Origin of the sequence: Williamsia herbipolensis, assembly GCF_000964005.1 — a bacterium.
Taxonomy (GTDB): domain Bacteria; phylum Actinomycetota; class Actinomycetes; order Mycobacteriales; family Mycobacteriaceae; genus Williamsia_A; species Williamsia_A herbipolensis.
Genome location: NZ_JXYP01000021.1, coordinates 208,353 through 221,692, shown reverse-complemented (window position 1 = coordinate 221,692; position 13,340 = coordinate 208,353). Strand labels below are relative to the sequence as shown.

The 13,340-nt window shown below is 69.4% G+C and carries 12 protein-coding genes; 5 read left to right on the top strand and 7 right to left on the bottom strand.

What is annotated here, in order from left to right; translation table 11 throughout:
• Positions 1–145: 145 nt before the first annotated feature.
• Positions 146–1,579: a type I glutamate--ammonia ligase gene (gene glnA, locus TU34_RS12275; RefSeq protein WP_045823124.1), complete on the bottom strand. Its 1,434-nt coding sequence runs from the start codon at positions 1,577–1,579 to the stop codon at positions 146–148.
• Positions 1,580–1,698: 119 nt separating this feature from the next.
• Between glnA and TU34_RS12270 the strand changes: the two genes are divergently transcribed.
• The 4 genes from TU34_RS12270 to TU34_RS12255 all read left to right on the top strand — a co-directional run bounded on the left by TU34_RS12270 (position 1,699) and on the right by TU34_RS12255 (position 4,909).
• A complete protein-coding gene (locus TU34_RS12270) occupies positions 1,699–2,160 on the top strand; it encodes an RDD family protein (protein ID WP_045823123.1) in 462 nt (153 codons plus the stop codon).
• Between the two features lie 165 nt (positions 2,161–2,325).
• A complete protein-coding gene (locus TU34_RS12265; protein WP_045823122.1) occupies positions 2,326–2,565 on the top strand; it encodes a hypothetical protein in 240 nt (79 codons plus the stop codon).
• Between the two features lie 8 nt (positions 2,566–2,573).
• Entirely contained in the window at positions 2,574–3,986 is a 1,413-nt protein-coding gene (locus tag TU34_RS12260) for an amidase (RefSeq protein ID WP_238981269.1), read from the top strand.
• Positions 3,987–4,084: 98 nt separating this feature from the next.
• The gene (locus TU34_RS12255) at positions 4,085–4,909 is read left to right on the top strand and encodes a GntR family transcriptional regulator (protein WP_082080207.1); all 825 of its coding nucleotides are present in this window, start codon (positions 4,085–4,087) and stop codon (positions 4,907–4,909) included.
• A gap of 6 nt (positions 4,910–4,915) precedes the next feature.
• Here the strand turns inward: TU34_RS12255 and TU34_RS12250 are convergent, their stop codons facing one another.
• From TU34_RS12250 to TU34_RS12225, 6 genes are all read right to left on the bottom strand, one after another.
• The gene (locus TU34_RS12250) at positions 4,916–5,653 is read right to left on the bottom strand and encodes a DUF4191 domain-containing protein (protein WP_045823119.1); all 738 of its coding nucleotides are present in this window, start codon (positions 5,651–5,653) and stop codon (positions 4,916–4,918) included.
• Between the two features lie 72 nt (positions 5,654–5,725).
• Positions 5,726–6,793 (bottom strand): lipoyl synthase, encoded by a 1,068-nt coding sequence (gene lipA, locus TU34_RS12245; RefSeq protein ID WP_082080205.1) that lies wholly within the window; start codon positions 6,791–6,793, stop codon positions 5,726–5,728.
• Positions 6,790–7,575 carry a lipoyl(octanoyl) transferase LipB gene (gene lipB / locus TU34_RS12240; protein WP_045823118.1) on the bottom strand — a complete coding sequence of 262 codons (786 nt, stop codon included), beginning with the start codon at positions 7,573–7,575 and terminating at the stop codon, positions 6,790–6,792. The genes lipA and lipB overlap by 4 nt, the downstream gene beginning before the upstream one ends.
• Positions 7,568–8,497, bottom strand: coding sequence for a TIGR01777 family oxidoreductase (locus TU34_RS12235; protein WP_045823117.1), 930 nt, complete (start codon positions 8,495–8,497; stop codon positions 7,568–7,570). The genes lipB and TU34_RS12235 overlap by 8 nt, the downstream gene beginning before the upstream one ends.
• Positions 8,497–10,365, bottom strand: coding sequence for a 2-oxoglutarate dehydrogenase, E2 component, dihydrolipoamide succinyltransferase (gene sucB, locus TU34_RS12230; protein WP_045823310.1), 1,869 nt, complete (start codon positions 10,363–10,365; stop codon positions 8,497–8,499). The genes TU34_RS12235 and sucB overlap by 1 nt, the downstream gene beginning before the upstream one ends.
• Before the next feature lie 213 nt (positions 10,366–10,578).
• Positions 10,579–12,114, bottom strand: a complete 1,536-nt coding sequence (locus TU34_RS12225; protein WP_045823116.1) for a leucyl aminopeptidase — start codon at positions 12,112–12,114, stop codon at positions 10,579–10,581.
• Positions 12,115–12,227: 113 nt separating this feature from the next.
• On the opposite strand from TU34_RS12225, the gene gcvT reads away from it, so the two are divergent.
• A complete protein-coding gene (gcvT, locus tag TU34_RS12220; protein WP_045823115.1) occupies positions 12,228–13,340 on the top strand; it encodes a glycine cleavage system aminomethyltransferase GcvT in 1,113 nt (370 codons plus the stop codon).

Here is a 13,340-nt window from a genome sequence, read left to right as displayed (position 1 = left end):
CCCCGCAGACGACTCCACCCGCCCTGCGTGTGCACAGGACGGGTGGAGAGGTCAGAGCGCTGCTCGCGACTCAGCAGTCCGTTGCCGGAGGCAACTCAGCAGTCCGTTGCCGGAGGCAACTCAGCAGTCCGTTGCCGGAGGCAACTCAGCAGTCGTAGTACAGGGAGAACTCGTACGGGTGGGGACGGATCTGCACGGGCATGATCTCGTTCTCACGCTTGAGGTTGATCCACGTCTCGATCAGGTCCTCGGTGAACACGCCGCCGGCGGTGAGGTAGTCGTGATCCTCCTCGAGTCGGTCGATGACCGCCGACAGTGAGGTGGGGGCCTGCGGGATGCCCTTGGCCTCCTCCGGCGGGAGCTCGTAGAGATCCTTGTCGACCGGCTCGTGCGGCTCGATCTTGTTCTTGATGCCGTCGAGGCCGGCCATCATCATCGCGGCGAACGCGAGGTACGGGTTGCCCGAGCTGTCGGGGCAGCGGAACTCGAGGCGCTTGGCCTTCGGGTTGTTGCCGGTGATCGGGATACGCACGCACGCACTACGGTTGCGCTGGCTGTAGACCAGGTTGATCGGGGCCTCGTAGCCGGGGACCAGGCGCTTGTAGGAGTTCACCGTGGGGTTGGTGAACGCCAGCAGCGACGGAGCGTGGTGCAGGATGCCGCCGATGTAGTGACGCGCCAGGTCCGACAGGCCCGCGTAGCCGGCCTCGTCGTGGAACAGCGGCTTGCCGTCCTTCCACAGCGACTGGTGGGCGTGCATGCCCGAGCCGTTGTCGCCGAACAGGGGCTTGGGCATGAAGGTGACCGACTTGCCGTTGGCCCACGCGGTGTTCTTGCAGATGTACTTGAACAGCATCACGTCGTCGGCGGCGTGCAGCAGGGTGTTGAACTTGTAGTTGATCTCGGTCTGCCCGCCGGTGCCGACCTCGTGGTGGCCGCGCTCGAGTTCGAAGCCCGAGTTGATCAGGTTGGTGGAGATCTCGTCACGCAGGTCGACGTAGTGGTCGTAGGGCGCGACGGGGAAGTACCCGCCCTTGGGGCGGACCTTGTAGCCGAGGTTCGGGGTGCCGTCGGGGTCGACGGGTGATCCGGCGTTCCACCATCCCGATGACGACTCGACCTCGTAGTGGGTCGAGTTGATGTCGGAACTGAACGACACGGAGTCGAAGATGTAGAACTCGGCCTCGGCGCCGAAGAAGCAGGTGTCGGCGATGCCGGTGCTCGCGAGGTAGTCCTGCGCCTTGCGGGCGACGTTGCGCGGGTCGCGGCTGTAGGCCTCGCGCGTGAACGGGTCGTGGACGAAGAAGCTGAGGTTCATCGTCTTGGCCTTGCGGAACGGATCGATCCGCGCGGTCGCCGGGTCGGGCAGCAGCATCATGTCCGACTCGTCGATGGACTGGAAGCCGCGAACCGACGAACCGTCGAACGCGAGACCGTCTTCGAACACGCTCTCGTCGAAGGCCGAGGCCGGGATCGAGAAGTGCTGCATCACTCCCGGGAGGTCACAGAAGCGGATGTCGACGTACTCGACGCCCTCGCTCTTGATGCCTTCGAGAAGTTCTTCCTGTGTGTTGTACACCTGTCGGTGACTCCTTCATGCTGTCGACCGCTGTGGTCACAGACGGTCGGTTACGGGGTGTTGCGCACCCCATACACTAGCCGCCGCGTCTGCGCTGATCGGCGGCCTATGATGCATTCATGGGTCGTACAACTGGATCGTGGCTGTCGGGTCCGCAGGCTGGCCTCGACAACACCGACGTCGGGGCATATCGCGGCGAGACCCTCGGCCTGCCCGAATCCGGTCCCGGTTCACTGGTGTCGTCGTGGCAGCGTGTTCTCGGGCTCTTCGTCGACTGGGTCATGTGTTACGGCGTCTCGCTGCTGTTCGTCGGATTCCTTTCGCCGTCCCTGTCGACCGTGGTGCTCGCCGTCTGGTTCGTCGTCGGCGTCGTGACCGTGACCCTGTTCTCGTTCACCCCGGGTCAGTTCATCGTCGGGATGCGGGTCGCCCGCGTGGACGGCGGGGGATCGGTCGGCATCGTCCGCGCCGTCGCGCGTCAGATCCTGATCGTGTTCATCGTGCCGCCGTTGGTCAACGACGCGATCGGTCGCGGCATGCACGACCGTGCGACCGGCACCGCGCTCGTCCGCGCCCGCTGACCCGGGCGCTCCCACACACCCGCGGAACCCGGCGGTTCGCCGTCTCCGTCGCAGGTCCGCGCTCGGTTAACCCCGCGAAACCTGATCTTTGCGTGCTGCCGGTGCCGCGTAACACGATCCCCGGTGATGCTCGAGGGGACCTGACAGTCCCGAAGGAGCATCTCGATGACCGATTCCCCAGAAACGATCGCGGCAGACACGATCGCGGCAGACACGATCGCGGCAGACGCGACCGCAGCCCACGCCCGTTCGGTGATCACGGTGAGCGGGCTCGCGCCCACGCCGGAGGACCGGGTTCGCCTCGAGACGACGCTGCCGCAGTTCCGCGCGATGGCCGATCTGCTGCATGCGTGCGAGGCGGCGCGTTACGCCGTTCCGGCGCTGACCATGAACCCGCTGCGATGACGGCGGCGATGTCCACCATCGGGGAGACCGCTGCGCGACTGCGCGCCGGTGAGACCTCGGCGACGGAGCTGACCGAGCTCGCCATCGAGCGGAGCGGGGCACTCGACCCGCAGGTGGGCGGTTTCGTCCGCCGATTCGACGATCAGGCCCGCGCGGCTGCCGCACGCGCCGACACCGAACTGCGGACCGGGCACGATCGGGGACCGCTGCACGGGATCCCGTTCGGGATCAAGGACATCATCACCACGGCGGAAGCGGGGACCACCGCGCAGAGCGTCGTGCACGATCCGATGTGGAACCACGAGGACTCGGTGGTGGTTGCCCGGCTGCGTGCCGCGGGCGCCGTCATCACCGGCAAACTCACCACGATGGAGTTCGCGATCGGATCCCCCGACGCCTCGAAACCGTTCCCGATCCCGCGCAATCCGTGGGACCTGTCCCGCTGGGCCGGGGGGTCGAGCTCCGGCTCCGGGAACGCCGTGGCCACGGGCATGGTGTTCGGCGCACTCGGCACCGACACCGCCGGCAGCATCCGGATCCCCGCCGCCTTCTGCGGCATCTCGGGACTGATGCCGACGTTCGGACGCGTACCGAAATCCGGGTGCGTCCCGCTGGGGTACACCCTCGATCACATCGGCCCCATGGCCCGTTCCGCCTCGGACTGCGCGTCCGTCCTCGAGGTCATCGCAGGCCATCATCCCTCCGACGCGACGGCCGCCGACATCCCGGTCGGCGACTACACCGGCGGGCTCGACGGAGATCTCCGCGGGGTCCGGATCGGGGTGACGTCGCTCGCCGATCACGCGGGGTCGGCGGCCGACCCGGCCGCCGAGAAGGTCTTCGCCGACGCGGTGGACGCCCTGGCCGCGTCCGGCGCCGTCGTGGTGCCCGTCGAGTTGCCGCTCTACGACGAGATGCGCGCGGCCAACATGGTCATCATGTTGAGCGAGGCGCTGGCCTACCACCTGCCCGACCTTCGGGCGCGCTGGTCGGACTATTTCGCCGAGACCCGGTCGCTGGTCGCGGCGGGACTGGCGTTCACCGGGGCCGACTACGTGCAGGCGCAGCGCGTGCGCACGGTGGCCCAGGAACAGGTGCGTGAGATCTACCGCGACGTCGATCTCATCGCGACCCCGACCGCATCGACGGGCGCGACCCCGCTCGACCGCCCGGTCGACGTCGTCGACGGTGACGACTTCCGGACGATCTTCACCCAGTACTGGGACTGCATCGGCAACCCCGCGATATCGGTCCCGATGGGTTTCACCACCGATGGGCTCCCTCTCGGCCTGCAGCTGGCCGGTCGCCCGTTCGACGAAATCGCGGTGTTGCGGGCGGCGGATGCGTTCCAGCGCCTGACCCGGTGGCATCGGTGTGTTCCCCCCGTCGCCGCGCTGCTCGACGACGAACGGGCGGCGTGAGCGTCCCTGCCACGGGTGCGTCGACCGCGCTCACGCGTCACACAGGTTTTACGGGGCGGGGATTGCGAACACCCCGCGATCCGGCCGACTCTCGGGAGATGAACGCCCACGGTCGTATTCCGGCCGGAGCACGACGCAGCCCACCGCGTCCGCCCGGTATCCAGCGGTGGTCGGCCGAGGACCGGGGGCTGCACGTGGAACGGCTGCGCGATCTCCTCCGGGTGACCGTCGTGGACGCCACCGCCGCCGCGGCCGCCGGGGGAGCGCGGATGCCGAACGAGTCCGAGTTGATGCGCGAGTTCGGTGAACCGCGCGACGTGGTGCGCGAAGCCCTGTCGCTGCTCGCCGACGAAGGTCTCATCCAGCGCCGCCGCGGTGTGGGCACGGTGATCGTCGCCTCGAGTTACACCGTGGACGGCACACTGCCGGGGACATCGACCTCGCTGAGCGACCACGCGGCGATCGGCGCCGTGGGTGCGCGGTTGCTCCATTGGCGTCGGGGCCCGGTTCCGGCGGTGATCGCCGACCGCCTCGACGACATCGCCTGCGGCGACGCGACGCTGTGCATGGAGTACGTGCTGACCATCGACGGCACGCCGATGGGCCTCATCACCAACTACCTGCGGTCGGGGGAGTCCGCCGGGATGTCACCGGAGGACTTCGGAGACGATTTCTATGCGCTGCTCGACCACCACGGCGTCGACATGCACGACCACGACATCGACATGACCGCGCAGGCCGCCGACGCCCGGACGGCCGAGCTGCTGGGCATCGAGCCCGGGTCGCCGACGCAGTTGTTCGAACAGACTCTGCGGAACTCGTCGGGTGCGCGTTTCGATTTCGCGATCGGTCGACTGCGCCGTGAGATCCGCCTGCGGATCACCGGGATCGGACGGGTCCTGCCGGTCCACCCCGCACGGTGAGGACGGTCAGCGACGTCGCATCGAGCGCTGTACGTTGCGCATCTTCGCGCCGGCCGGCATCGGGCCCTTGGGGATACCCGGACCACCCTGACGACCACCCAGTGCTGCGAGACGTGACTCGAGTGCGTCCATCCGCTTGCCATTGATGTTCTTGGGGAGCTTGTTCAGATGCCGCTCGAGGCGCTTGAGGGGGACCTGGCCGTCGTCGTTGCCGACGATGACGTCGTAGATCGGGGTGTCGCCGACGACGCGGGCGATCTTCTTCTTCTCCTGCGCCAACAGGCCTTTCACGCGCGAGGGTGCGCCCTCGCCGACGAGGATCACGCCGGGTCGACCGATGACGCGGTGCACGGCGTCGAGGTGCGAGGTGCCGGTGACGGCCTGCTTCACACGCCACTGACCGCGCAGGTTGTCCAGCGCCCACCCCGCGGCACCGGCCTGTCCCTCGGCCTTGGCGAACACGCTCTTCTGTACGCGACGTCCGAAGATGATGAACGCGATCAGCAGACCGAGCACCACGCCGAGCGGGATGAGGAAGAACAGCGCACCGACGAGCAGACCGACGACGGTGAACACCGCGACGCTCGCGACGAGGCTGCCGATCATGAGCGGCAGCAGCAGCTTGTCGTCCTTGCGCTGCATCTGGAAGGCCTGCCAGAGCTGCTTGCGCCGGTCGCGCGACGCCTTCTTGCGGGCGGCCTTCGCAGCCGCCTTCGCCTCTTTGGTCGCCTGTGCCTTAGCCATGGGGTTCAGGATACTGGCGGCACGCACACCGATCGTCGCGGGCGGTGGGATCGGTCGCCGACGGCTCCTGGGTCAGCGGGCGGCGAGGCGGGAGAGCACCGAGGTGGCCTCCTGCGAGGCGCCCGACTCGTCGGCCAGGTGCGCCATCGACTCCGGCAGTTCGCGACCGTGGCGCCGCATCGCCTGCGCGTAGAGGCGTCCCGCGCGGTATGACGACCGCACCAGCGGACCGGCCATCACGCCGGCGAAGCCGAGTTCGGTCGCGAAGTCGGAGTGCTCGACGAACTCCTCGGGCTTGACCCACCGGTCGACCGGGTGATGACGGGGTGAGGGGCGCAGGTACTGGGTGATCGTGATGATGTCGCAGCCTGCGTCGTGCAGGTCGGCGAGACCCTCGCGCACCTCGTCGGGTGTCTCTCCCATGCCGAGGATCAGGTTCGACTTGGTGACCAGGCCCGCGTCGCGGGCAGCGGTGATCACGTCGAGGCTGCGCTGGTACCGGAAGGCGGGGCGGATGCGCTTGAAGATCCTCGGCACCGTCTCGACGTTGTGCGCCAACACCTCCGGTCGCGACCCGAACACCTCGGCCAGCTGATCGGGCTCGTTGTTGAAGTCGGGGATCAGCAGCTCGACACCGGTCGACGGGTTGAGGCGCTTGATCTCGCGGACGGTCTCGGCGTAGAGCCACGCCCCGCCGTCGGGCAGGTCGTCGCGCGCGACCCCGGTGATGGTCGAGTACCGCAGACCCATGGCCTGCACGCTCTCGGCGACGCGACGGGGCTCGTCGCGGTCGAGGTCGTCGGGCTTGCCGGTGTCGATCTGGCAGAAGTCGCACCGACGGGTGCACTGTTCGCCGCCGATGAGGAACGTGGCCTCACGGTCTTCCCAGCACTCGTAGATGTTGGGGCAGCCGGCTTCCTCGCAGACAGTGTGCAGGCCCTCACGCTTGACGAGTTTCTTGAGCTCGGTGAACTCCGGGCCCATCGTCGCGCGGGTGCGGATCCACTCGGGCTTGCGTTCGATCGGGGTCTGCGCGTTGCGCACCTCGAGGCGCAGGAGCTTACGGCCCGCCGGGGCCGTGGCGGCCGCATCGGTGGTGGCCGGGGCGGTGTTCGGGGAATGGTCCTGGTGAACAGTCACCGTGTCGATGCTACGCCGTGCCCGACCAGCGGCACCTCGGGCGCGGTGCTCGCCGCCGCGGCGCGCTCGGCGTCGGCGGCACCCACCGTGAGCGTGCCGTCGAGCGCTGCGGCGACTGCGTCGGCGACGGCTTCGCGGACGGAGTCGACCGGCACGCGATGACCGAGTTCGGCGGCGAGCGAGGTCACCCCGGCGTCGGGGATCCCGCACGGGACGATGGTCCCGAAGGCCGACAGATCGGGTTCGCAGTTCAGCGCGAAACCGTGCAGCGCGACACCGCGGGCCACGCGGATGCCGATCGCCCCCACCTTGCGTTCGGGACGCCCGGTCGCCGGATCGGCCGCGACCCAGGCGCCGGACCGTCCCTCGACGCGTCCGGCGGTCACACCGAGCGATGCGCAGACCGCGATCATGGCCTCCTCGATGCGGCGTACGTAGTCGACGACGTCGAGCGGCTCGGCGAGAGCGACGATGGGGTACCCCACCAGTTGTCCCGGTCCGTGCCAGGTGATCTTGCCGCCGCGGTCGACGTCGACGACCGGGGTTCCGTCCGACGGCCTGTCCTCGGGCGCCGTCCGCTTGCCCGCGGTGTAGACCGGCGGGTGTTCGAGCAGCACCAGCACGTCGTGGTCGAGGATTCCGTCGGCGCGGTCGGCCGCGAGACGGTGTTGCTCGGCGAAGGCCTCGGCGTACTCCACGAGTCCCGACGACCGGACCTCGATGGGAGTGTCGACGCGGCGGGCGCTCGCCGCCGCCCGACCGCCGAGCGGCCGGTCAGGCATTGGCGTACTCCATGCCGTCGTCGATGGTGGGGTGGACGAAGGTGAACCCGTTGTCGGTGAGCACCTTCGGGACGGCGCGCTGGCCGCCGAGCAGCATCTCGCGGGCGAGTTCGCCGCCGGCGAGGCGCAGCAGTGGGGCCGGCACCGGCAGGATGGCCGGTCGGTGCACCGAACGACCGAAGGCGGCGGTGAACTCGGTGTTCGTGACCGGTTGCGGTGCGGTGAGGTTGACCGGTCCCGACAGGTCGTTGTCGAGCACGAACCGGACCGCGCGGACGTGGTCGACGAGGGTGATCCACGACATGTACTGGTGGCCTGCACCGAGTTTGCCGCCGAGTCCGAGCTTGAACAGCGGACGCAACTTGCCCAGCAGACCACCGGACGGCGAGAGCACCGGCGCGGTACGGATGGCGACGACACGAGCGTCGGTCGCCAGTGCCGCGGTGCGCTCCCAGTCCTTGGCGAGCTCGGCGAGGAAGCCGCTGCCCGCCGGGCTGTCCTCGGTCATCTCGGGGAAGGCGCCGTCACCGCTCGCGAGGTCCCCACTCGCGTGATCACCGGCGCCGTCGGATCCGAAGCCGTAGATGCCGGTGGCGCTGGAGCTGACGAACACCGGGACGTCGGTCGCGAGGATCGCGTCAGCGAGCACCTGCGTCGGCACCATGCGGCTGTCGCGGAGCTTCTGCTTGAACTCGCCCGACCACGGCCGGTTGCCGATGCCCACTCCGCAGAGGTTGACCACGGCGTCGACTCCGTCGAGCGCGTCCGGGGTCAACCCGAACGACTCCGGCGCCCAACCGATCTCGTCGGGCGTCCGCGGCTCGTGGCGCACCAGGCGCCGCACCTCGTGCCCGTCGGAACGGAGCGACGCGGTGAGTGCGGTACCGATCAGGCCGGACGAACCGGCGATCGCCACCCGCATCAGACTCCCAGGTCCGCCCCGAACGCCGCTTCTTCCAGACGATGCTTGACCGTGGTGAGGAAGCGGCCGGCGTCGGCGCCGTCGATCAGCCGGTGGTCATAGGTCAACGGCAGGAACGACATCGAGCGCACGGCGATCGACTCCGAACCGTCCTCGGCGGTGATCACGGTGGGGCGCTTGACGATGGCACCCGTACCGAGCATGGCCGCCTGCGGCGGGACCAGGATCGGGGTGTCGAAGAGCGCGCCCTGGCTGCCGATGTTGGTGATGGTGAACGTGCCACCGGCCAACTCGTCGGGCTTGAGCTTGTTCTCCCGTGCCCGCGAAGCGATGTCGGCGATCGCGCGGGCGAGCCCGGCGATCGACAGGTCGTCGGCGTTGTGGATCACCGGCGACAGGAGTCCCTGCTCGGTGTCGACCGCGATACCGAGGTTCACCGACCCGTGGTAGGTGATCTCCTTGGCGTCCTCGTCGATGCTGGCGTTGACGTTCGGGTGCGCCTTGAGTGCCTCCACCGTCGCCTTGGCGATGATGGGGAGGTAGGTCAGGTTGACGCCCTCCGAGGCCTTGAACGACGCCTTCGCCGCGGCGCGCAGGGCGACGACGCGGGTCAGGTCGACCTCAAAGACCTGCGTGAGCTGCGCGCTGGTCTGCAGCGACTCGCGGGTCTTCTTCGCCGTGATGAGACGGATGCGGTTGACCTTCTGGGTGGTCCCGCGCAGCTCGGCGAGCTCGGGACGCACGCCCTTGGGCGCCGACCTCGTCTCGGTGGGAGCCGAGGGGGCCGAGGCCGCGGGAGCGGCCTTCTCCTCCTGGGCGGGCGCCTTGGCGGCCTCGGCCGCGGCCAGCACATCCTGCTTGCGGATGCGTCCGCCGACACCGGTGCCCTTGATCGAGTCGAGGTCCACGTTGTTCTCACCCGCGAGCTTGCGCACCAGCGGGGTCACGTACGGCGTCGACGAGGTGCTCTCGGACGAGGAGTCCGATGCCTCCGCATCGGGCTCGGGCTTCTCACCGGTCTCCGACGACGACGGCGGGGTCTCGGGCTCGCGCTTCGACTCCTCGGTCTTCGTGCTCGTCGGCTCGGGCTCCTTCTCGGGCTCGGGCTTCTCGGGCTCGGACTTCGCCTCGGGCTCCGGCTCCTTCTCGGGCTCGGGCTCGGGTTCGGGTTCGGGTTCGTCGGAACCCGACGATGCGGCGTCGGCGGACCCGATGACCGCCAGGCGGCCACCGACCTCGACGACGTCGTCCTCGTTCGCGATGATCTCGAGCAGGGTGCCGGCGACCGGCGACGGGATCTCGGTGTCGACCTTGTCGGTGGAGACCTCGAGCAGCGGCTCGTCCTCGGCGACCTCGTCGCCGACCGACTTCAGCCAGTTGGTGACGGTGCCCTCGGTGACCGACTCGCCGAGCTCGGGCATGGTGACGTCGGTGCCCTCGGAGCTGCCGCCGGACTTCGTGCCCGCGGTCGGCTTCTTCGCCGGCTCGTCGGCGTCGGCCGACGGCTCGGGTTCGTCGGCGGGGGAGTCGCCCTCGGCGTCGGTGGGTGCGGTTCCGCCGGCCTCGTCGGCCGAGTCGTCGGAACCGGAATCGTCGGAGCCGGAGTCGTCGGACGAACCGCTCGCCTCGTCGGCGTCACCGATCTCGGCGAGTGCGCCGCCGACCTCGACGACGTCGTCCTCCTGGGCCAGGATCTTCGTCAGCACACCGGAAGTGGGAGCGGGGATCTCGGTGTCGACCTTGTCGGTCGAGACCTCGAGCAACGGCTCGTCCTCGGTGACCTCGTCGCCCTCCTGCTTGAGCCACCGGGTGACTGTTCCCTCGGTGACGCTTTCACCCAGGGCGGGCATCTGGACGGAGAAGGCCATGATTGTCGACTCCTCGACTCGTGTTCCGGTGGTTCGGTCGCGAACCTGTTCGCAGCGGGTGTGGCGCACAGGCAGCAGGTCGGTGGAGGCGCGAACGCCTCCGTGTCGAAACCCTACCCGTAGGGTCGGCGTTCGCGGGGGCGGTGTGGACCACCGGCTTGTCGCCGCCGAGTGGGCATCGCGATGCGACGGCGTCGGACGTGTCGGGCGGGCTCAGCCGAGTGCGGCGATGTCCTCGATGACGCTGATCATCGTGCGCACCGGGACACCGGTACCGCCCTTGGGTGTGTAGCCCCACGGGCCGCCGGTGTTGAAGGCGGGGCCGGCGACGTCGATGTGCGCCCACTCGACACCGTCGGCGACGAACTCGCGCAGGAAGATCCCCGCCGAGAGCATCCCGCCCCAGCGATGGTTGGTGACGTTCGCGAGATCGGCCACCCGGGACTTGAGGTCCGCCGACAGCTCCTCGGGGAAGGGCATCGCCCAGCCGTTCTCGCCGATGCGCCGCGAGATCCCGGCGACGCGGTCGCGGAAGTCGTCGGTGCCCATCACGCCCGGGGTGCGGGTACCCAGCGCGACCATCTGCGCGCCGGTCAGCGTGGCGGTGTCGATGAGGTAGTCGGGGTCGTCGGCGCAGGCGCGGACGATGGCGTCGGCCAGGATCAACCGTCCCTCGGCATCGGTGTTGATGACCTCGACGGTGATGCCGCCGTACTGGGTGAGGACGTCGCCGGGACGCTGCGCGGTCGACGACGGCATGTTCTCGGCCATCGGGACCGTCGCGGTCACATCGACACCGACTCCCAGCTGCGCGGCGAGCACGACCGTGGCCACCACGGCCGCGGCACCGCCCATGTCGGAGGTCATGTTCTCCATGCCCGCGGCGGGCTTGATGGAGATGCCGCCGGTGTCGAAGGTGACGCCCTTGCCCACGAGCGCGACCTTCTTCGCGTCGGTCGCACCACTGCGGTAGGCGAGGCGCACGAGACGCGGCAGGCGCGAACTGCCCTTGCCCACACCGACGATGCCGCCGTACCCCTGCTCGATCAGGGCGGTGTCGTCGAGGATCTCGATCTGGAGCCCGGCCGATTCGCCCAGCGCGCGGGCACGGTCGGCGAACTCCTCGGGATAGAGGTGACTCGGCGGTGTGTTGACGAAGTCGCGGGCCACGGCGACGGCGGTGGCGATCGATCGCGCGCGGTCCAGTTCGGCCGCGGGGTCACGGCGTGGGGCGTCGCCGGTCGCGCCGCCGGGCAGCAACGCCACCGAGGCCAGCGGGGCCTTCGTCGAGCGGGTCTTGTCCGAGCGGAACTCCTCGAATCGGTAGGCGCCGAGGAAGAACCCCTCGGCCGCGGCACCGAGGTCGACCGTCGACAGTGTGGTCAGCGCCCGCTCGACGCCGGTGAGGTTGCGTGCGGCGACACCGGCGGCCCGGCGCACGGTGTCGGGCTCGTCGAGTGCCGACCGCGCACCCATGCCGACGGCGAGGATGCTGGCCGCACCGATCGAGGCGGGCGCCACGATCCGGCTGACCTCGCCGGCCCCGGCCGACGCGCCGACCGCGGTCAGCGACGCCGAGATCTCGGAGAGCTGGGTGTCGTCGAGGAGACCGTCACCGACCACGGGCTCCTGGGGCGAGTCACCCTCGGCGCCGTTCACGAGCCCGATGACGAGCACGTCGGCGGTCTCGCCGATCGAGGTCGCGATGGCCAGATCGGGTCCGAGCTGTCGGTCCGGGGCGCTGCTCATACGGGCATCTCTTTCGTCGGCATCTCTCGTTCGCGGTGATCGGGATCGAGCCTAGTGGGCGTGCGCGGCTGCGGCGGTGACGGCCGTGGGCGAGGGCAGATAGGTTGTCTGCCATGAGTGACGCACCCCTGCACGGACCGATCCACGCCGTCCACGAGCGGATCGGCGCCGCGTTCGCCGAGTTCGGCGGATGGCTGATGCCGGTGTCGTATTCCGGCACCGTAGCCGAGCACGCCGCGGTGCGGGAGGTCGTCGGTGTGTTCGACGTGAGCCACCTCGGCAAGGCGTCGGTGACCGGTCCGGGGGCCGCGGAGTTCGTGAACCGTTGTCTCACCAACGATCTGAGGAAGATCGAACCGGGTCGGGCGCAGTACACCCTGTGCACCGACGAGTCCGGCGGCGTGATCGACGACCTCATCGCCTACTGGGTGTCCGACGACGAGGTGTTCCTCGTCCCCAACGCCGCGAACACCGCCGCCGTCGTGGCCGCGCTGGCCGCGGCCGCGCCCGCCGACATCTCCGTCCGCGATCGTCGCCGTGAGTACGGTGTGCTCGCCGTGCAGGGACCGCGCTCGGCGGAGGTCCTGACCGCGATCGGGCTGCCCACCGAGATGGGGTACATGTCCTACGTCGACGCCGAACTCGCGATCGGCGGACGTTCGCGCACGATCCGGGTGTGCCGGACCGGCTACACCGGCGAGCGTGGGTTCGAGCTCCTGCCGGCGTGGGACGACACCGCCGAGGTGTTCGAGGTGGTGCTCGCCGCGGTGACCGAGGCGGGCGGGCTGCCCGCGGGTCTGGGCGCGCGCGACACCCTGCGCACCGAGATGGGTTACCCGCTGCACGGACACGAACTGTCACTCGACATCAGTCCGCTGCAGGCGCGGTGTGGCTGGGCCGTCGGGTGGAAGAAGGACGAGTTCTTCGGTCGTGACGCGCTTCTGGCCGAGAAGGAGTCGGGACCGACGCGACGCCTGCGCGGTCTCAAGGCGGTCGGCCGCGGTGTCCCGCGCGCGGACTGCGTGGTGCGCGACGCCGCGGGGACGGCGATCGGGTTGTGCACCTCGGGCACCTTCTCGCCGACGTTGAAGCAGGGCATCGCGCTCGCGCTGATCGACACCGCTCCCGGTGTCGCCGACGGTGACCGCGTGGTCGTCGACGTGCGCGGTCGCGACCTCGAATGCGAGGTCGTGGCACCGCCGTTCGTGGAGACCAGCACCAGCTGA